General features: G+C 65.7%; 14 protein-coding genes. 1 reads left to right on the top strand and 13 read right to left on the bottom strand.

Features of this window, described 5'->3' with window-relative positions; all coding sequences use genetic code 11:
* Positions 1-213: 213 nt before the first annotated feature.
* From AC1DKR_RS04970 to AC1DKR_RS04910, 13 genes are all read right to left on the bottom strand, one after another.
* The gene (locus AC1DKR_RS04970; RefSeq protein WP_478031482.1) at positions 214-1,818 is read right to left on the bottom strand and encodes a sulfite reductase subunit alpha; all 1,605 of its coding nucleotides are present in this window, start codon (positions 1,816-1,818) and stop codon (positions 214-216) included.
* Complete coding sequence (locus AC1DKR_RS04965) at positions 1,815-2,786, bottom strand: FAD:protein FMN transferase (protein ID WP_442243875.1); 972 nt, start codon at positions 2,784-2,786, stop codon at positions 1,815-1,817. The genes AC1DKR_RS04970 and AC1DKR_RS04965 overlap by 4 nt, the downstream gene beginning before the upstream one ends.
* Positions 2,787-2,841: 55 nt before the next feature.
* Positions 2,842-3,645 carry a DUF4198 domain-containing protein gene (locus tag AC1DKR_RS04960; protein WP_478031477.1) on the bottom strand — a complete coding sequence of 268 codons (804 nt, stop codon included), beginning with the start codon at positions 3,643-3,645 and terminating at the stop codon, positions 2,842-2,844.
* Between the two features lie 116 nt (positions 3,646-3,761).
* On the bottom strand, positions 3,762-4,280 hold the full coding sequence (locus AC1DKR_RS04955) for a DUF2271 domain-containing protein (protein ID WP_394196245.1): 519 nt from the start codon (positions 4,278-4,280) through the stop codon (positions 3,762-3,764).
* Positions 4,281-4,320: 40 nt separating this feature from the next.
* Entirely contained in the window at positions 4,321-4,956 is a 636-nt protein-coding gene (locus AC1DKR_RS04950; RefSeq protein WP_033830536.1) for a PepSY-associated TM helix domain-containing protein, read from the bottom strand.
* 278 nt (positions 4,957-5,234) lie between these two features.
* Positions 5,235-7,655: a TonB-dependent receptor domain-containing protein gene (locus tag AC1DKR_RS04945; protein ID WP_478031468.1), complete on the bottom strand. Its 2,421-nt coding sequence runs from the start codon at positions 7,653-7,655 to the stop codon at positions 5,235-5,237.
* Positions 7,656-7,803: 148 nt separating this feature from the next.
* The gene (locus AC1DKR_RS04940) at positions 7,804-8,199 is read right to left on the bottom strand and encodes a hypothetical protein (RefSeq protein WP_080149535.1); all 396 of its coding nucleotides are present in this window, start codon (positions 8,197-8,199) and stop codon (positions 7,804-7,806) included.
* A gap of 172 nt (positions 8,200-8,371) precedes the next feature.
* Positions 8,372-9,049, bottom strand: coding sequence for a Fe2+-dependent dioxygenase (locus AC1DKR_RS04935; protein ID WP_100551754.1), 678 nt, complete (start codon positions 9,047-9,049; stop codon positions 8,372-8,374).
* Positions 9,050-9,059: 10 nt separating this feature from the next.
* Positions 9,060-9,779, bottom strand: coding sequence for a tetratricopeptide repeat protein (locus AC1DKR_RS04930; RefSeq protein WP_117309723.1), 720 nt, complete (start codon positions 9,777-9,779; stop codon positions 9,060-9,062).
* Positions 9,780-9,849: 70 nt separating this feature from the next.
* On the bottom strand, positions 9,850-12,132 hold the full coding sequence (locus tag AC1DKR_RS04925) for a TonB-dependent receptor (protein ID WP_478031463.1): 2,283 nt from the start codon (positions 12,130-12,132) through the stop codon (positions 9,850-9,852).
* 154 nt (positions 12,133-12,286) lie between these two features.
* On the bottom strand, positions 12,287-12,694 hold the full coding sequence (locus tag AC1DKR_RS04920; protein ID WP_088101589.1) for a hypothetical protein: 408 nt from the start codon (positions 12,692-12,694) through the stop codon (positions 12,287-12,289).
* Between the two features lie 161 nt (positions 12,695-12,855).
* The gene (locus AC1DKR_RS04915; protein WP_088101588.1) at positions 12,856-13,188 is read right to left on the bottom strand and encodes a non-heme iron oxygenase ferredoxin subunit; all 333 of its coding nucleotides are present in this window, start codon (positions 13,186-13,188) and stop codon (positions 12,856-12,858) included.
* Positions 13,185-13,724 carry a GNAT family N-acetyltransferase gene (locus AC1DKR_RS04910; RefSeq protein WP_088101587.1) on the bottom strand — a complete coding sequence of 180 codons (540 nt, stop codon included), beginning with the start codon at positions 13,722-13,724 and terminating at the stop codon, positions 13,185-13,187. Before AC1DKR_RS04910 ends, AC1DKR_RS04915 begins: the two co-directional genes overlap by 4 nt.
* Before the next feature lie 241 nt (positions 13,725-13,965).
* Between AC1DKR_RS04910 and AC1DKR_RS04905 the strand changes: the two genes are divergently transcribed.
* A complete protein-coding gene (locus AC1DKR_RS04905) occupies positions 13,966-19,284 on the top strand; it encodes a wall-associated protein (RefSeq protein WP_478031459.1) in 5,319 nt (1,772 codons plus the stop codon).
* Positions 19,285-19,287: the final 3 nt, after the last annotated feature.

The raw sequence follows: 19,287 nt of genomic DNA, 5'->3' as shown, positions 1-19,287 counted from the left end.
GCAGCAGGGTGCCAACAAGGGATCGCCGCCAGCCGTTCAGTAGATCCACGCCATGCGTGGATGCAGCAGCCGATATCGCAGCAGGGTGCCAACAAGGGATCGCCGCCAGCCGTTCAGTAGATCCACGCCATGCGTGGATGTGGCAGCCGATATCGCAGCAGGGTGCGAACCGAGGTTCACACCCACAAGAGGCGGTTTGCCCCAAACGTTCGCTCAATACACGTCGCGCCGGTAACGACCGGCCAGCAGCAGCGCTTCCTTGCCGTCGGCACCGAGCACCTGCTCGATCACCGCATCCACTGCCGGGGCCATGCCCTGCAGGCTGCCGCACACCAGGATCGTCGCGCCGTCATCGACCCACTGCCGCAGCGTGGATGCTTCGGCCAGCAGGCGATCCTGAACGTAGCGATGTGCGCCGCCATCACGGCTGAATACCGTATCCAGGCGGGTCAGCGTGCCGTTGCCGAGCATCGCCTGCAGTTCATCGCCGAAGTGGAAATCATGCGCGGCCGTGCGTTCGCCGAACAACAGCCAGGTGCGGGCACCGCCAATGCGTGCGCGTTCGTGCAGGTGCGCGCGCAGGCCGGCGATACCGGTGCCGTTGCCGATCAGCAGCAATGGAACGTCGGCGGCGACGCCATGGAAATTCTCGTTGCGGCGCAGTCGCACCTGCAGCGGTTCGCCGATGACGGCGTGGTCGCACAACCAGCCACTGCCGATGCCCGGCGTGCCATCGGCACGCAGCTGCCGGCGCAGCAGCAGTTCCACCGCGCCGTCGTCCATCACCGAGGCGATGGAGTATTCGCGATGTGGCAGGGGCTGCAGTGCCGCCAACAGCCCAGGCAGATCGCCTGCTGCAACCAATGACGGCAGGTGCGAGCGCGCAACGCGGGCGAGCAGCGTAGTGCCGTCGTCCAACACGGTGTCCGCATCGAAGCCCTGCGTCTGCAGCCAGTCGCGCGTACTCTGTTCGGCATGCTGCGGACCGACCTCGGCGATGTCACCGGCCTGCCACTGCGCGCCGCTGCCGGTCGGGGGCTGCAGGCGCAGCCAATAGACCGGACCACCGGCGCTGCCGGGGTTGAGGTGGGTACGCTGCAGCAGCGTCCACGGCTGGTACTCGGCCGGTGTCCAATCGGGAAGTTCGCTCGCGTCGCCGCCGAGCTGGCCAAGCAGTTGCTGCCAGTGGCGCAGGGCAGCTGGATCGGCGTTGTCGACTTCAATGGCATCGAACAGCGGATGTGCTCCGTGCTGGCGCAGCCAGTCGTGCAGCTGGTGGCCGAACGCGCAGAAATGCCCGTAGCTGCGATCACCCAGTGCGAGCACGCCGTACTGCACGTGGTGCAGCGGCGGCGGCGTGCCCATCACCTTGCGCAGGAAGGGCAGGGCATGGTCGGGTGCATCGCCTTCGCCGGTGGTGCTGACGATGAACAGTGCACGCGCGCTGCCCGCCAGCAGGGGGGCATCGACTTCGTGCAGACCGCGCAGGCGCACCGACATGCCGGCCGAGCGCAGAGCCTGCGCACTGCGCTCGGCCAGTTCGCGGGCGAAGCCGGTCTGGCTGGACCAGACCAGCAGCATCGGTGGGTTGCCGCCTTCGGACGTGTCGTCGTGCGGACGGCTGCGCCACCACAGCACGCCACACGCCAGCAGATACAGCGCGGTGGCGGCGAGCGCGATGCCCCATTGCCGGGCCGGCGGCGCACCCTGCCACCACGCTTCGCCCAGGTGCAGACGCAGCAGTGCCCCGCCGATCACGGCCAGCAGGGCCAGTACCATGACGTTGCCAACGGTCGCGCGCGGGAAACGCATGCTCATCCAGCCTGCTCATCCAGCAGCTGCTGGAAGGCACTGCTGAGGGTTTCGCATGGGCCATCGGCGGAGCGTTCCAGGTAGCGCACGGCCAGCCCTTCGCGTTCTGCCAGGGCGATGCCCGCGTCGCGACCGAGCACGGTCAGCGCGGTGGCCCACGCGTCAGCGTGCATCGCGTCGCTGGCGACCACGGTGACGGCGGCTGCGACCTGCCGTACCGGCGTGCCGCTGCGCGGGTCAAGGCTGTGGCTGTAGGCCACGTCATCGTCGTGATAGTGGTGCCAGCGATCGCCGGAGGTGGCCACCGCCTTTCCGTCCAGCGCCAGGACACGCGGTGGCGTTTCGGTGTGGGCATCTTCTTCCGGCGCCGACTCCACCAGCACGCGCCACGGCTGGCCGTCGGGCTTGCGGCCGTAACCGGCCAGTTCCCCACCGACTTCAATCAGTGCGGCATCGACACCCTGGCCGCGCAGCCAGGCAGCGACGTGGTCGACACCGAAGCCCTTGGCGATCGCCGAAAGATCCAGCTCCAGGCCACCGGGCTGCAGCAGCGCATCCTCCTCCCAGTGCAGGCGCTGCCAGCCGCAGCGTGCACGGGTTGCCTGCAACGTGGCGGCATCGGGTGCGCGCCGTGCGCCGGCATGGGCGCCGAAGCCCCACAGCGCCACGAGCGGGCCGACGGTGGGGTCGAACGCACCGCCGCTGGCTGCAGCGATGGCCTGCGCGCAGGCCAACACATGGCGTGTTTCGATGGGAAGCACGAGGTACTGACCTGCGTCGGCACGGTTGTAGCGGCTCAGGTCGGAACCCGCTTCCCAGGTGCTCATCTGTGCGACCACTTCATCCAGACGTGCCTGGATGCCAGCATGCAGTGGATGCAGGTCGCGCTGGCGCGGTACGACCAGTGACACGCTCCAGGTGGTGCCCATGGTGGTGCCGCCCAGCCGGGTGATGTCGAGTGCGGTAGAGGTCATCGGCATGCGTGGCAGGCTGCGATACCAGGGCGTGCCGGGTATCGCAGCGCTGTCTTTACTGCGGCAGCACTTCCAGCGTGGCGACGTAGCTGAGGCGGCGCTTGGCGGCCTGCTTGACCGAGGTCTTCTTGTCCTCGGTGCCGGTTTCCAGCCAGTACATGCCGGCTTCCGGCCAGGTCACCTTGATCTCGCCCTTGGCGTCGCTGGTCAGCTTCTGCTCGTCCTGCGCGTTGCGGTAGCGGGTGCCGCCGCGCACGATCTCGAACTCCAGGCCTGCGGTCGGCTTGCCGTCGACCAATACGCGGAAGGTGGCTTCCTCGCCGGCGAACAGGTCGTTCGGGTGACCGACGGCCACCAGTTCGATGCCGCGGTTGGTCGGCTTCAGCGCGGTGTCGTTCGGCGCCCCGTTGGTGACGAAGGTCTCCACGCGGCCGACCGACTGGCTCACTTCCAGCTTCTTCGCATCCTTGGGCAGTTCGCCGAAGGTAGCGGCGGTACCGCGCCAGCGCTTGCGCTCGCCGTTCAGCTCATAGGTGGCCGACAGGCCGTCGTTGACCGAGGCGATGCGGTAGGTGCCCTGCTGCTTCAGCTCGAGGTCGAACACGCTGCGGTACTTGCCGGTGGCCGCGTTCTGCGCCTGCACGGTGCTGCCATCCGGGGCGGTGATCACCACCGATTCCAGGCGCAGCGGCACGTGATTGAAGTAGAACAGGTCGTTGGAGACCGCACCGTCGACGGTGATCCACGGCGTGTTGCCGGCGATCACGGTCTGCGAGGGCAGCAGCCAGGCCTTGTGGGCCAGGGCAGAGAAGGGAAGGGCAGCGGCCAGAGCGGCGGCGAGGACGAGCGTGCGCTTCATGCGGAAGACTCCAGTTGGGAGGGAGCGGATCCCTTTCCAACGGAAAGGGCTCTGACCCCGAGGGTAGGGCGATGGGGTCAGAGCCCTTCCTGCGGAAGGGATCCGACCCCACTCAATCAGGGTTTGACGGCGAGGGTGACCTGGCCCAGTTCGGTGGCGCCCTGCGCGCGGCCGTTCTGTGCGGCGCTGGCCGGCCAGGTGAAGGGGATCTTCAGCAGTTCACGGCCGCCGACTTCGCGCACCGCTTCCACCACCAGGGTGTAGTTGCCCGGGGCCAGCTGCTTCAGTGCCGGCTGCTTGTCGTTGAACGACAGCGCGTGCTTGCCGGCCGGGCGGGTCGGGCCGGTCACGCCGTCCACCGGCACCTGCAGGGTGCGACCGCTCTTGCGCCACCACTGGCGCAGGTCGGGCAGCCACTTGGTGCCATGGCCTTCGCTGTTGCTGGTCTGCTGGTACCAGACCGACAGGTTGGCGGCGACCTTCTGGTCGGCGCCTTCCAGCCACACCGCCACGTACGGGCGGTGGTATTCGGCCACGTTGAGCTTGGGCACTTCGACGTTGATGTCGAGGGTGGTGGCGTAGGCCGGCGAGGTGGCCAGCAGGCCGCTTAGGGCGATGGTCAGGGTGACGCGCATGGGGCGGCTCCGGAAGAACGGATGGAATACACGGTGGAAGTCAGTGGATCAGCAGCAGGGCGATCAGCAGCGGGATCATCAGGCCCAGGCCGACCAGTGGCCAGGTCATGCGCCGCTGCCGCGCATGCAGGTGCAGCAGGAACAGGCCGGTGATGCAGAACACCAGGCAGGCCACGGCGAACACGTCCAGGAACCAGCCCCATGCGGGGCCGGCATTGCGGCCCTTGTGCAGGTCGTTGAGATAGGACACCGCGCCGCGCGAGGTGGATTCGTACTCCACCGCGCCGGTTTCGCGGTCGATGCTCAGCCAGGCGTCGCCGCCGGGGCGTGGCAGTGACAGATAGATTTCCTCGGCCGACCATTCGGCGGGTCGACCGCCAATGGAGATGCCCAGCTGATCGTCGAGCCATTGCCGGGCCGGGCGTGGCAGTGGTGCATTGCCGTCCTCGCGGGAGCCCAGACCGCCGAGCAGTTCCGCCGGCAGTTCCAGGTGCTGGTTCTGCACCTGTGGCTTGGCCTCGATCTTCGCGGCATGGTTCAGCGTCAGGCCGGTCACCGCGAACAGCAGCATGCCGATCAGGCAGACCGCAGAGCTGATCCAGTGCCACTGGTGCAGGGTACGCAGCCAGAAGCCGCGGCTCTGCTGCTGCACGGTGGAAGATGCGGGACGGCTCACGGCACGGTTCGGGACGGATGAATACTGGCCATTACATCATTGATGAGAATTGCTCGCAATTAGATGTCGTTGTGTATCTCTGAAGGGGTAGTGCCGGCCGCTGGCCGGCAATCCCATGACACCTGAAAACATCGCGCGGTTGCCGGCCAGCGGCCGGCACTACCACTACCACTACCACTACCACTACCACTACCACTACCACTACCGCTGACCGGTAGATCCACGCCATGCGTGGATGGAGCGGTGCCGACCAAGGTCGGCACCCACCAGAGCGACGATCAGAACTTCGCGTTGAGCGAGATCCAGTAGCTGCGTCGCTGGTCCTTGGTGGCGTAGTCGTCCACGCAGTTGTATTCGCTGGGGCTGGTCAGCAGGCACGACTGCGAGACGAAGTTCTTGCCGAACAGGTTGTTGACTCGCGCGTTGACCGTCAGCCACTGCGTGGCCTTCCAGCTGCCACCGAGGTGGAAGATGGTGTAGTCCTCGTAGTAACGGGTGTGACTGGCACCGGCGGCATCGAGGATCGTGTCGCGGTAGCGGTCGTAGCGGCCTTCGCCGATCAACGACAGGCTGATGGCGTCGTTGAGCTGCCAGTTGAGGCTGGCGTTGGCCATGTGCTTGGCCGGCATGGTGCCGGTGATCGGCAGGCCCTTGCCGGAACCGGCGGTCTGCTCGCTCTTGGTCCAGGTGTAGTTGCCGCGCAGCTGCAGGGTGTCCAGCAGGTCGACGTGGCCGGCCAGTTCTGCGCCACGTGTCTCGGCCTTGTCGATGTTCACGCTCTGGGTGAAGGTGCTGTAGCCCAGCGACGCCCAGCCCGGGCCAATGTCCACGCAGTAGCCACTGCCGGCCGGCGCGACTTCACAGTTGGGGAACGTGCCGCCGCTGGCGATCTTGTCTTCGAACTTGTTGATGAAACCGGTGACGTTGAAGCCCCAGCGCTGGCCCTCGTAATAGGCGGCCAGCTCGTAGTTGGTGCTCGTTTCCGGCTTCAGGTTGGGCGAGCCCACCAGCGGCAGCACGCCCTGGCCACCAAAGCCGGTGATGCCGGGGAACAGCTGGTCCGGACGCGGGGTCTTGTAGCCGGTGCTGACGCCACCCTTGAAGGTCCAGGCATCGGTGGCATTCCAGACCAGGTAGCCGCGCGGGCTGAGGTGGCTGCCGAAGATGTTGTGGTCGTCGTAGCGCAGGCCGAAGGTGGCAGTCAGTGTGTCGGTCAGCGACCAGTTGTCCTCGGCGAACAGCGCCCACATGCGGTGCTTCTGCTTGGTGTTGCTGCGGTAGCCGGCACCGTCCATGCCGAACACACCGTCCACCATGTCGGTGTCGTTGTACTGGCCGCCCACGGTCAGCTTGTGCGCACCGAAGTCGAGGTCGAGCATCGTGTCCAGCACGTAGCCTTCCAGTTCCATGGTGCGCAGCGGCCGCGGCAGGAACGCCTGCAGGCGTGCCTGTTCGCTGGCGTTGAGTGCGGCCAGGCCGTTGTTGCGGCCGGCGGCACAGTTGTTGGCGGCACCGGTGCGGCGGCAGACGTCGTTCCACAGGATCTGCAGGCCGGCGCGCTCGTCCAGCGTCAGCGGCAGCGAGCGGCCGAGGTTGTTGCTCTTGCTGTGGGTCAGCGAGGTCTGCCAGGTGCCGAAGCTGTAGCGGCCTTGATGGGTCAGCGAGAGCTGGTCGCGCTCATAGCGCTGGTAGGCGGTGTAGCCCACGCGCGGCTGCACCACGCGGCGGGTGACGGTGCCGCTGCCATTCGGGTTGGGAATCACCGCATTGCCGACGCGCCACAGGCTGGCCAGGCTGTCGAGCGTGCCGGTCTGGCCTTCGCTGTTGTCGTACTTCTGCCGCGATACGTCGTAGTCCAGCCACAGTTCGTGGTCGTCGTTGACGTGGAAGTTCAGGCGCACGCCGGTGTTCCAGTTGGTGTTGGCTACCGACTTGCCGCCGCCACCGAAACCGATGCTGCGTTCCCACAGGGTGCCGTCGGGCAGGGTCAGTGCATCCCATTCGGGATTGGATGCCTTGGCGTCGTAGTAGCTGCCGCGCACGGCCAGGCCCAGGCGATCCTTGACCAGCGGGCCGCTCAGGTACAGATCGGTGCTGCGCGCGTCGCCGAACTGGTCGTCCTGCTGCACGGTGAAGCCCTGGGTGACCGCGCCGTGCCAGCTGTCCTGGTTGCGGCGGGTGATGATGTTGATGACGCCGCCCATTGCGTCCGAGCCGTACAGCGTGGACATCGGGCCACGCACCACTTCGATGCGCTCGATCGCATCCAGCGGCGGCAGGTAGGCGAACTGGCCACCACCGAAGTTGTTCGGATACAGCTGGCCGGCGTTGCTCTGGCGGCGACCGTCGATCAGCACCAGGGTGTACTCGGACGGCAGGCCGCGCATGGAGATGGTGGCGCGGCCGTTCTTGTCGGTGGCTTCCAGGCCGACGTCGATGCCTTCGACGTCGCGCAGGGCGTCGACCAGGCTGGTATAGGGGCGCTTGCTCAGCTCTTCGCGGCTGACCACGCTGATGCTGGCCGGTGCATCGACCACCTTCTGCTCGAAACCGGAGGCGGTCACCACCACCTTGTCCAGCGTCTGCGGCGCGCCGCTGGCGGCACCATTGGCGTAAGCGGGCGCCGCGACCGCAGCCAGCACAGCGCTGGTCAACAGATGTCGGGACAGGGACGAACGGACACGATGGCGCTGGGCCATGGCAGATACCTCGAAGGATGTAGGGCAGCGCGATGCAGGGCGCGGAACGCGCACGGCAGGGCAGGGATGGCCCGGTCAGGGGCGGCAGGGGCGAAACAGGCAGCGGCGAGCCGTCGCAACCGCGCAGGCGGTCACGGCGTGCCGTGGATCAGGCGAGCGGCGGCGCCTGGCCGCGTTGCTGGCGGCGCCCGGGCGCATCGGCCCAGGGCATGTCCGGTACGGCCAGCGGCCAGTGCGGACGCGCGCCGGAGGGAACCGACGCAGAGGGAACCAGATCAAGTTCGGTGCGCAGCCAGTGGCTGGCCAGCAACAGCGGCGGGATCGGCTTGTCCGTGGACTTGGCCGGTGCCGAGGCGCAGCGCCGCAGTTTGGCCGGCGCTTCTTCCTGCAAAGGGCCTTCGCCGCCGCGCTCTTCCAGCGGCTGCTGCAGCGCCTGGGGCGCGGCAGCGTGGGCGACCGGCAGCAGCGGCAGGGTGCCCAGCAACAGCGTCAGCATCGCCACCCACGCCAGCAGGCTGGCCAGCGCAGGCCGACGGCCGCGCATGGCGGTGCCGAGCTGTACAAGCCGAAGCGGGCGGGGGCGGAACGGGCGACGCAAGCGGAGATCCCTGGCTGGCCGGAACATCCGGCGTCAACGGGGCGTGATTGTAATGAGACCCGTTAGCCGTTGCAAATGAGAATGATTGCCAAATTGCCGCAAGGGTGGCCTGATCGGCTCAGACCTCGCTCCAGCGCCGCAGCAGGTTGTGGTACACCCCGGTCAGCTGCAGCACCGCGTCGGCATCGCCATCGGTCTGCCGCAGGCGCTCGATGGAGGTATCCATCTCCCACAGCAGACGACGCTGCACATCGTCGCGGATCATGCTCTGCACCCAGAAGAACGAGGCCACGCGCGCACCGCGGGTGACCGGATTGACCTTGTGCAGGCTGCTGGAGGGATACACGATCAGATCACCGGCCGGCAATTTCACTTCGTGCTCGCCGTAGGTATCACTGATGATCAGCTCGCCGCCGTCGTACTCGTCCGGGTCGGACAGGAACAGCGTGCAGGAGATGTCCGAGCGCAGCTGCTCGCCGTTGGCCAGGTTCATCACCGCGCCATCGACGTGGAAGCCGTACGTGCCGCCGCCGCTGTAGCGGTTGAAGCGCGGTGGCAGGTACTTCAAGGGCAGCGCGGCGCTGAAGAACAGCGGATGCCGTGCCAGGGCCACCAGAATGGTTTCGCCCAGTTCGCGGCGCAGCGGCGAAGCTTCAGGCAGCTGCTGGTTGTGCTTGGCCTGCGCGCCGAGGTGGCCGACGGTCTCGCGGCCATCGGTCCAGTCGGCTGCGTCGAGCCTGCGGCGGATGTCAGCCACCTGTCCGGCGCTGAGGATGTCGGGGATGTGCAGCAGCATGCGGAAGTCCTCAGCAAGCAGACGGTGCGACCAGCGCGCGCACCTGCGGGTGGGGTGAGGCGGCCAGCTCGGGCACGATATGTGCCATGAACGCGGGACTGCCGTGCTGCAGCGCCAACTGCAGCCAGTGCACGGCCTGTTCGATCTCACCGGCCTGCAGAAGGATGGAGGCGTAGTTGGCCTGGCCGCGGAAATCGCCGGCCTCGGCCGCGCGCCGATACCAGCCCAGTGCAGCCTGCGGATCGCGACCGGTGTCCAATCCATCTTCCAGATGCCGGGCAAGCAGGTTCATCGATTTGGCGTGGCCCAGATGTGCCGCGCGGGTGTACAGCGCCAGTGCCTGTGCACGGTCCTGTGGTACGCCGCGGCCGGTGGCCAGCAGGTTGGCCAGGTTGTACAGGCCCCAGTCCAGACCGGTGTCGGCGGCGCGCCGGTACCAGACCGCTGCAAGCGAAGGATTGGCGGTGGTGCCCTGGCCCAGCTCATGGCAGCGGCCAAGCATGTTCATCGCCATCGGTGCGCCGTTGTTGGCTGCGGTCTCGTACCAGAGCAGGGCCGCAGCAGCGTCCTGGGGCGTGCCTTTGCCTTCCATGTGCATCTGCGCCAGCAGCAGTTGCGCCTCCACCTGCCCGGCCTGCGCCGCATCGCGGACGCGCGCGAAGGCAGCCTGCGGATCGTGCAGCAGCAGGTCGGTCAGGGCGTCGGAATCAAAGGGGATGTTGGAAGCCATGCGCGGAGTATCGCCGGAAACAAAAACGGCGGCAGGAGATCCTGCCGCCGCGTGGGTGCTGCGGGTTACATCAGAACTTCACGTTCAGTGCCAGGGTGGCCGAACGACCCGGGGCGATGCTCGCGTAGTGCGACGCGTAGGCCTTGGTGAAGTAGGTTTTGTCGGTCAGGTTCTGCACGTTCAACTGCAGGCTGATGTTGTCCTGGATCGCGTAGCTGGCCATCGCATCGAAGCGGGTGTAGCTGGGGATCCACTTGGTGTTGGCCACATCACCGTACTGCTTGTCGGAGTAGTTGGCGCCGGCGCCGACGGTCAGGCCGAACGGGAAGCGATAGGTGGTCCACAGGGTGGCGCTGTGCTTGGCGGTGTTCGGGAACACGTTGCCGTTGTACGGCGAGGGCACGTAGATGTTGGACGGGCAGGTACGGCCGGACACGGCGCAGACGAAGCCGTTGTCCTTCAGTTCCGAATCCAGGTAGGTGTAGCCGCCGTACAGGCTCCAGGCGTCGGTCAGCTGGCCGGTGAAGCCCAGTTCCACGCCGTTGATTTCCTTCTTGCCGGCGTTCTGGCTGGTGCCGTTGTCGACGGTCACGCGCGCGTTGTCCATCACGGTGTGGAAGATCGCCGCGGTCAGGTTCAGGCGGTTGTCGAACAGGTCCCACTTGGTACCCAGTTCGAGGTTCTTGGTGTCCTGCGGCTTGAGGTCGGCCACGGCCGCGCTGAGGCCATCGGAACCATCGCCACCGTCCATGCCCGGCGGGGTGGAGGAGGTGCCGTAGGACAGGTAGATGCTGCCGTTGGCGGTCGGCTTGAAGACAATGCCGGCCTGGTAGTTCAGGAAGTCATTGTCATTGCGCACGCGGGTCGGCGCCTTGCCGGCCACCGGGGTGGTCAGGGTGGTGGAGAAGTCGTCGTAACGCAGGCCGACGTTGATCATCCACTGCGCGTTCAGTTCGATGGTGTCGAACAGGTAAGCGGACTTGGTCTTGGTGCGCTGCTCGACGTCCAGCGCCTTGTCGCTGCGGTACACCGCATGGGTGGCCGCCCACGGATCGTTCGGGTTCGGGTTGTCGAAGCTGGTGCAGTTGTAGCCGGTGGCCGCGCCGATGGTCGGGCACTTGCTGCTGTTGGTCAGCGGATTGTTGGTGCCCGGGGTCATCAGGTAGCTGCCACGGGTCATCTTCTCGTCGCTGTATTCCGCGCCGGCGCTGTAGCTGTGCTTCAGTGCACCGGTTTGGAAGCTGCCGGTCAGGCTCAGCTGGTCGGCGAAGCTCTTGACGTCGACGGCGCGGCTGTTGGTACGGCGCCACAAGGTGCCGTAGTTGTTCGGGTTGCCCTGGCTGTCGTCCGGCTGGGTCCACAGGTAATCGTTGCTGGTGTTGCCCAGGCGCGCGATGTTGCGCAGCTTGTGGCTGCCGAAGTCGTAGCTGCCGTCCAGCGTGCTGATGTCGGCGCGGGTGCGCTGGAAATCGCGGTCCACCAGGCCGTAGTAGTTGTTGCGGTCGGGCACCATCGGGCGGCCGTCGACCCACTTCGACACCGGCGCGCCGTTCGGGTTGCCATACGGGAAGCCGCCTGCGTCGGGCAGGTCGTCGCTCTGCATGTGGTAGTGGCTGGCGATCAGCTGCGCCGGGCCGTTCAGGCCGAACGCGATCGACGGCGCGATGCCCCAGCGGCTGACGTTGGCCGCGTCACGACCGGCAATGTCCGACTCGTGCTTCATCAGGTTCAGGCGTGCGGCGATGCCATCGCCCAGCACGTAGTTGGCATCCACGGTGCCGCGTGCGTAGCTGTCGGTACCGATGCCCATGCTGGCAGTGGTCTCGTTCTTCAGCTTCGGGGTCTTGCTGACCAGGTTGAGGCTGCCACCACCGGAGTCGCGACCGCCGTAGGCCGAGCTCGGGCCCTTGACCACTTCCACCTGCTCCAGGTCGAACACTTCGCGGGTCTGCGAACCGACGTCGCGCAGGCCATCGACGAACATGTTGCTCTGCGAGTCGAAGCCGCGGATGAAGGGGCGGTCACCGGTCGGGTTGCCGCCTTCGCCGGCGCCGAAGGTGATGCCCGGGACCATGCGCAGCGCATCCTGCAGGTTGGTCGCACCGGTTTCGGCGATCAGCTTCTCCGAGACGATCGAGACCGACTTCGGGGTGTCCAGCAGCGCGGCGGTGAACTTCGGCGAGGACGGGTTGAACCAGCTGCCGCGCACCTGGACCTTGTCCAGTTCGGTGGCCTGGCTGGCGCCGGCGTCGTCGGCCGCCTGTGCCGCCAGCGGCGCGAAGCCGGCGGCGAGGGTGGCGGTGGCCAGTACCGAAACGCGAGGTGCGTACTTGCGGGTCTTGATGTGGGTCATGGGCAGGTTGGCGGTGGCTTGGATAGGGAATGAGCGAGGGCCGGCCAGCACGGCTGGGCGCGCGGCGGCAGGCAGGAGGCGGGTTCTATGGAGCCGAGCCAGGCTCGGCTGGCCGGAAACGCAATCAGGCGCGCGACAACGGCCGCAGGGCGCCTCAGATGGCGCGTGGTGCCGGAGGTGCGTGGCCGGGATTCAGGCGCAGCGAGGGGTCGTGCAGCTGCCAGCGCAGGGCATCGGAGTGCCACAACGGGATGTGGGCCACCAGCGCAGCACGCGGCGGGGCAGTGCCGGCGCAGGGCGTGCCGCCTTCACCATCCACCGGAGGTTCCGGGGCGGGGGCGGCGTGGTGTGGGCATTCGTCGCCGGAAGGCGCCGGCAGCGGAGCGACCTGCTCGATATCGTGCAGATGCGCTTGCCAGCCTGCGTTGGCGGCGTGACCACCGCCGCGTCCTTCGTGCAGCGCCGACCAGCCCAGCAGCAGCGTCAGCAGCGCGGCCACGAGCAGCGGCCACCCCTGACGGGCGAGCTGGCACAGCGTGGCGGTGGGCGCGGACGAAGCCATGGCACAGGCGGGGGCATTACGAAGATGTTACGTAGGATAACATCAACGATAATGATTCGCATGTACGGGCCCGGCGTCCGGTTCCGGGTGGCCCGCAGGGCCCCTGAAAGGCCCCTCAGACTGTTCCAGTAGATCCACCCCATGGGTGGATGCCCTGGACTTCAATCGCGGTCGTCGCGGGTCCACACCGCGTCGTGCTCGCGCTTCACCGGAAACTTCGGCACTGCGGTATAGGCCGGGGCACACAGCGCACGGCCATCGCGCACGTCGAAGCGCGCCCCGTGCAGCACGCACTCCACGCTGCCTTCGGTGGTGTTGAACTCGCCCGAGGACAGCTCGAATTCCTCATGCGTGCACTGGTCTTCCAGGGCATACAGTTCGCCGTCGAGGTTGAACACCACGATCGGCGTACCGGTCACTTCGTCGAACACGCTCTTCATTTCGCCCGGCAGCAGTTCGGCGCCGGCGCAGACAAAGGTCCAGGCCTCGCTCACGCGGTGGCCCCGGCCAGTGGCTTTTCCAGGATCTCGAAGCGCAGGTCGTCGCGCTTGGGGATGCCAAAGCGTTCGTCGCCATACGGGAACGGCTTCTTGATGCCGGTGCGCTGGTAACCGCGGCGCTCATAGAAGGCGATCAGTTCATCGCGCACGTCGATCACCGTCATCTGCATCACCGGCACGTTCCATTCGCGCGCGGCGTGGGCCTCGGCCGCGTCCATCAGCTGCTTGCCAACGCCGCCGCCCTGCTGGGCCGGGTCGACCGAGAACATGCCGAAGTAGCCCTTGCCGTCGACGTCGGCGACGTGGGCACAGGCCACCAGCTGGCCGTCGCGTTCGGCCAGCAGGATGGTCGAGCGCGGGCGATCCAGGTCGCCCTGGATGCCTTCGGCGTCGATGCGGGCGCCGTCCAGCAGGTCGGCTTCGGTGGTCCAGCCAACGCGGCTGGCGTCGCCGCGGTAGGCCGAGGTGACCAGGGAGATCAGGGCGGGGATGTCGGCCGGCGTGGCGGCGCGGAAGGTCAGGGTGCTCATGGGGGCATTCTAGGTGGGGTGGGGGCAGGCGGGGAGGTTGCTGATCCGGCTGGCTTTGCCAAGTGTGTCGGATACGCCTTGTTGACACATCCTTCATTTTTCATTCATAAATGAAGCAATGCCCGCCCACCGTGTTCAAGCGTGTGGTTGTCTGCCGGAGTGGGCACCGTCCGATCTGATCATCGACAGTGGCGCGATGTGGGCGGGGCTCTCAAGGAAGGTCGATCCAGGGAGGATCTTCATGCAGTCACGTGCCACCTCCAATCCGCGCGCCGCCAGCGCCGCCAAGCGCCTGCTTCTGACAGCACTGGCCTTGTGCGTACTCGCACCGGTCGCCGCCTCTGCCCAGATCGTGCCGACCTGGCGCGAGGAGTACGACAAGCGCTTGAAGTACGGCGACCTGGTCGAGCCCTTGAAGGGCGAGATCTTTGGTGAGCAGGTCAACCTGTATGACGGTTCGATCAGCTTCAAGGCGACGGATATTTCGATCCCGGGCAATGGCAGCTTGCCGATGACGCTGAGCCGCAGCTACAGCGATGGTGACGGCAGCAGCGAGAGCCCTTTCTCCGATTGGGGCCTGGATATTCCGTCGTTGTCTGGTGTCTACGGCGACCTGCCAGAAACTGCTGCTGCCGGCTATTGGGCGCCAGCAGCGCGCTGTTCGACGGTGGGCGCGCCGCCGGCGCTCGATGTCTGGAATCGCCGCAATACCCAGATCGTTACATTCAGTACCCATACGTTCTGGGACGGCGTGCGCCTCTCCCTGCCGGGGGGCGGCGGAGAGCCGGTGCTCGGCGGCAACGGTGACCCGCGCCAGCCGCAGCCGCAGTTTGGTCAGCCGGCACCTTGGAACACGAAAGGCGGATGGACCTTCAGCTGTTTGACCGCATTGAAGAGCGGTCAGCCGGGTGAGGGATTCCTCGGCCATGCACCGGATGGCACAAAGTACTACTTCGACTGGATGGTGGCCCGTTACAACACCGAGGCAACCCTGCAGCCGTATGGCCCGGAAAGCAACGCAATGCTGAAACGCAAACGCGTGTTCCTGTACCCATCGCAGATCGTCGATCGCTTTGGCAACTGGGTGCGCTATGAGTGGAGCGGCGACCGGCTGCAGCGCATGGTCGCCAGCGACGGACGCGAGATCAGCCTGGCGTACACCGCAAACGGGTTGATCGCTTCGGCTACCGCAGCAGGTCGGACGTGGACCTACGGTTATACCGAAGCGAACATTATGCGAACGGTGACACTGCCCGATGGTACGCAGTGGATCTACAACCTGCCGCCCCTGTGGGTCACACACAAGTACCCCGAGTACACGGGACAGAACATTTGGGAGTACATGAGTTATCCGGCTACCTGTTCACGGATGAACAAGATTGTGCCAACTGAAATCACCGCGACTGTCCAGCATCCTTCGGGCGCCGTGGGGTCGTTCCTGTTCCGGCCATTCCGTCACGGCCGGAAGAACGTCAAGTTGGACTGCCAGACTTCCGGCGACAATCACCTGTTTGCTGATGGTTGGAACTACACGCCGATCTATCGCGACGCACAGTCGCTGGTAGCGAAAACAATCAGTGGTCCAGGTATGCCCACTGCGCAGTGGACCTATCAGTACACCAATCTTGATGGCGCCTACGCGCAGGATCTCGGTGGACCGGCCATTCCTCCGGGCCAGGCAGAACCGAAGATCACCACCGAAACGCTGCCCGACGGCGTCGTGCGTGTGTACGAGTTCGGCAAGGAGGTTGCCTACAATGATGGTCTGCTGTTGTCGACCACGACGCGTTCGGGCGGCACTGTCGTGCGCGTTGATCGCAACAACTACTATCCCGACGCCCAGCTGGACTCGGCGCCATTCCCGAAGGAAGCCGGCAAGGACTTCAAGTACGGTGCGAACGATCTCAAGGCGCACTACAACCGTCCTGTCCAGTCCACTGTCGTGGATCAGGACGGCGTGCAGTTCACCCGCACGGTGCAGACGTTCGATGCCTTTGCACGTGAGGTGAGCGTCGTCGAGGGCAATTCAGCCGGACAGAGCCGCACCAGCACAACCACCTACTACGACAACCTGGCGCTATGGGTGAACGGTCAGTCAGCGCGTAGCGTAGTCAATGGTGTTGAGCAATCACGCACCGAGTTCGACACGACCAATGCGTTGCCGATACGGGCGTATGCCTTCGGGCGTCTGGCACAGCAGGTGACCTACGCAGCCGACGGTACGGTTGCGTCGGTCGCCGACGGCCGTGGCAACACCAGCCATCTTTCCGGTTGGAAACGCGGTGTGCCGCAGCAGTTGCGGATGCCAGCCACGACTGAATCTCCCAATGGAGCGACGCGCAACGTTGTGGTGGACGACAACGGTTGGATCACCTCGTTGACCGATGAAATCGGTGCGACCACCAGTTTCAGCTACGACAGCATGGGGCGCCTGCGCAGCCAGCAGTTCCCCGGTGGCGACACCGTGAGCTGGAATGCGGTCACCATGGACCTGCAGCGGTTGGGCAGCGCGCAGTTCGGCGTGCCGGCCGGTGCCTGGAAACATTCCCGAACCCAGGGCGGACGACGGACCGACACCTATCTGGACGCCATGTTCCGCCCGGTGCTGCTCACTGAAAATGCCGACAACGTTCTCGATAGCGCAGTGGTGACCCGCTACGACACCAGTGGTAAAACGGTGTTCGCGTCCTATCCTGTTCGCTCGCTTTCCGACATCAACGCGTCACTTGGTGGCACCAGCACGCAGTACGATGCGCTGGGTCGACCGGTCGTGGTCAGCCAGTCGTCCGAACTTGGCGCCTTGGTGACTCGCTCCGAGTTCGTGGGCAACCTGTCGGTGAAGGTGACCAATCCACGCGGCCAGTCGACAACAACACGGCACCTGGCCTATGACCAGCCCACCTATGAGATGCCGCTGACGCTGCAGCATCCAGAAGGGGTAGTGACCGAGATCCAGCGCGACGCTCTCGGCAAGCCGCTGGCGATCACCCGTCGCAGCGCCGACGGCAGCCAGGCGCTGACCCGTCGCTATGTCTATGACGGCTACCAGCAGCTCTGCAAGACCATCGAGCCGGAAACCGGGGCGACGGTGCAGGACTACGATGCTGCCGGCAATGTCCTGTGGTCGGCTGCTGGCACGGGTTTGACCAACGCCAGCGACTGCAATCGCGCCGAGGCGCTTGCCAGCGGGCGTGCGGTGCAGCGCAGCTATGACGCTGCCAATCGACTGCTGGCGTTGATCTTCCCCGATGGCCGCGGCAACCAGACCTGGTCATACACGCCGGACGGCCTGCCCGCAGAAATCAGTACGCAGAACGATGCCGGCCGTCCGCTCGTCATCAATCGCTACCAGTACAACCATCGTCGTCTGCTCAGCAGCGAGACGCTGCAGCATCTGGATCTGGGAACGGTGAACTTCGCCTATGGTTACGATGGCAATGGCACGCTTGCGAGCAACACGTATCCGGGCGGGCGTATCGCCAGCTACGCCCCGGATGCACTCGGCCGCGCCACATCGGTGGCGGGCTATGCGAAGGAGGCCAGCTATTTTGCCAATGGTGCCTTGGCGCGCTTCGTCTATGGCAATGGCGTTGTCCATACGATGACCCAGAATGCACGTGGTCTTCCTGATCGAAGTCGCGATGCAACCGCTGCGGCCGCAGTGCTCGATGACAGCTACGACTACGATGCGGGTGGCAACGTGATGGCCATCTCTGATGGCTTGCCGGGTGCGCCAGGCAATCGTGACATGGCCTACGACGGGCTGGATCGACTGCGCTCGGTTACCGCACCTGGTTTTGGCAATGCGCTGTATGAGTACGACGCACTGGACAACCTGCGCCGGGCCAAGGTCGGTAGTCGGGACCGCACGCATTATTTCGATCCGACCAATCGTCTGGTCAATGTTGTCGATACTGGTAACAGCGCGACCGTTGTCGGTCTCGGCTATGACGTGCAGGGCAATCTTTCGATCCGCAATGGCCAGGCGTTTGGTTTCGACTACGGCAACCGCCTGCGTACGGTGGGGGCAACGGAAGCCTATCTATACGACGCGCATGGACGCCGGGTGAAAGCCTGGAACAGCGAGTCGGGCGCCATCTACTCGTTCTATGACAATGGCGGCGTGCTGCGTTTCCAGCGCAATGAGCGCACGGGAAAGCAGACAGACTATCTGTACCTGTCCGGCAGTCTGGTGGCGCAGGTGCACGGCGAGGCCGCACCCAGCATTCCGGCGCTGAGCGCCCCAGGCTACATCACCCAAGGCAGCGTTAACTTGACATGGAGTCCGGCCGGTGGCGCCAACCGCTATGAGCTGCAGCGTGCCCAAGCGGGTACTTGGAGCACGATCTTCGACGGTGCGGTGCAGGCGTTCACCAGTACCGGTCTGGCTACCGGTACCTATCAGTTCCGTGTGCGTGGTTGTCGCGTGGTCTGTGGTGAGTGGAGCAACACCGCTTCGGTTGCCGTCGAACTGCCGCCGGCTACGGTGCCTGTGCTGACCGTACCGGCAACCGCCTTCAACGGCATCTACAGCGTCAGTTGGTCGGCCTCTGCCGGTGCAGAGCGCTTTGAGCTCGACGAGAGTGCCAATGGTGGTGCCTGGACCCAGGTCCACAATGCGGTGGGCCAATCCAAGGGGTTCACCGGCAAACCGGGAGGCAGCTTCAACTACCGTGTCCGCGCGTGTAATCCGGTGGGGTGTACCAGCTACAGCGGTAGCGCTGCGGTGGCGGTGGTCTACCCGCCTGCCAGTGCTCCAGGAGTGTCAGCGCCGGCTCGTTCGGCACCCGGCAGTATTGGCATCGGCTGGAACGGGATTGGCGGTGCTGACCGCTACACGCTGCAGGAAAGCGCCAATGGCGGCGGTTGGGTGACCCTGTTCGATGGCAATGCGGGTTCCTATGCCACGCCTGCACGTGGAGTGGGCAGCTATGCCTACCGCGTCGCCGCCTGCAACGGCGCTGGATGCGGGCCGTGGTCGGGATCTGCAACAGTTGCCGTGATCGGCGCGCCGACGATCGAACCGGTGATCAGTGCACCGGGACTGGTGAATGTGCCGCAATACAGCTTCAGCTGGTCTGTACCCGCCAATAGTGAGAGCTTCATTCTCGAGGAGAGCGCCAACGGCGCTGGATGGGCCGTGGTGCATAACGGCGGTGCGAACAGCTTCGGCGCGGACCGCGGCAAGGGCAGCTATGCCTATCGGGTGCGTGCCTGCAACTTCGTGGGGTGCAGCCCTTACTCGGGCATCGTGACGGTAATAGTGGCACTTCCGCCAGGGACGCCCCATTTCTATCTGGCCGAATGGCTGACCACGCGCAAGGCGCCCTATCAGGTGCAGTGCTCGGTGGGTTGGAACCAAGTGGCCGATGCCACCGAGTTCCAGCTTGAGAGCGGCGGCGGCGGCAAGCGACTGTATACCGGGCCCAACGCCTATGTGAGTGCAAACGGCAATGCGTATTGTGCCGGCAACTATCGCGTGCGTGCCTGCAATGCAGGCGGTTGCTCGTCGTGGTCGGCGGACCGCACCGTCACCCGCGGCGTACTGAGCTGGGACTGAGCC

Source organism: Stenotrophomonas sp. 01N47, from assembly GCF_056399165.1.
The sequence above is the reverse complement of the archived record's forward strand: the minus strand, read 5'-3'. Positions and strand labels throughout refer to the sequence as shown.

What these genes read in the sequence shown, in the direction of transcription:
- AC1DKR_RS04920 (WP_088101589.1), bottom strand. Translation starts at nt 12,694, where the DNA reads ATGGCTTCGTCCGCGCCCACCGCCACGCTGTGCCAGCTCGCCCGTCAG.
- AC1DKR_RS04935 (WP_100551754.1), bottom strand. Translation starts at nt 9,049, where the DNA reads ATGCTGCTGCACATCCCCGACATCCTCAGCGCCGGACAGGTGGCTGAC.
- AC1DKR_RS04930 (WP_117309723.1), bottom strand. Translation starts at nt 9,779, where the DNA reads ATGGCTTCCAACATCCCCTTTGATTCCGACGCCCTGACCGACCTGCTG.
- AC1DKR_RS04910 (WP_088101587.1), bottom strand. Translation starts at nt 13,724, where the DNA reads ATGAGCACCCTGACCTTCCGCGCCGCCACGCCGGCCGACATCCCCGCC.
- AC1DKR_RS04905 (WP_478031459.1), top strand. Translation starts at nt 13,966, where the DNA reads ATGCAGTCACGTGCCACCTCCAATCCGCGCGCCGCCAGCGCCGCCAAG.
- AC1DKR_RS04925 (WP_478031463.1), bottom strand. Translation starts at nt 12,132, where the DNA reads ATGACCCACATCAAGACCCGCAAGTACGCACCTCGCGTTTCGGTACTG.
- AC1DKR_RS04970 (WP_478031482.1), bottom strand. Translation starts at nt 1,818, where the DNA reads ATGAGCATGCGTTTCCCGCGCGCGACCGTTGGCAACGTCATGGTACTG.
- AC1DKR_RS04960 (WP_478031477.1), bottom strand. Translation starts at nt 3,645, where the DNA reads ATGAAGCGCACGCTCGTCCTCGCCGCCGCTCTGGCCGCTGCCCTTCCC.
- AC1DKR_RS04945 (WP_478031468.1), bottom strand. Translation starts at nt 7,655, where the DNA reads ATGGCCCAGCGCCATCGTGTCCGTTCGTCCCTGTCCCGACATCTGTTG.
- AC1DKR_RS04955 (WP_394196245.1), bottom strand. Translation starts at nt 4,280, where the DNA reads ATGCGCGTCACCCTGACCATCGCCCTAAGCGGCCTGCTGGCCACCTCG.
- AC1DKR_RS04965 (WP_442243875.1), bottom strand. Translation starts at nt 2,786, where the DNA reads ATGACCTCTACCGCACTCGACATCACCCGGCTGGGCGGCACCACCATG.
- AC1DKR_RS04940 (WP_080149535.1), bottom strand. Translation starts at nt 8,199, where the DNA reads ATGCGCGGCCGTCGGCCTGCGCTGGCCAGCCTGCTGGCGTGGGTGGCG.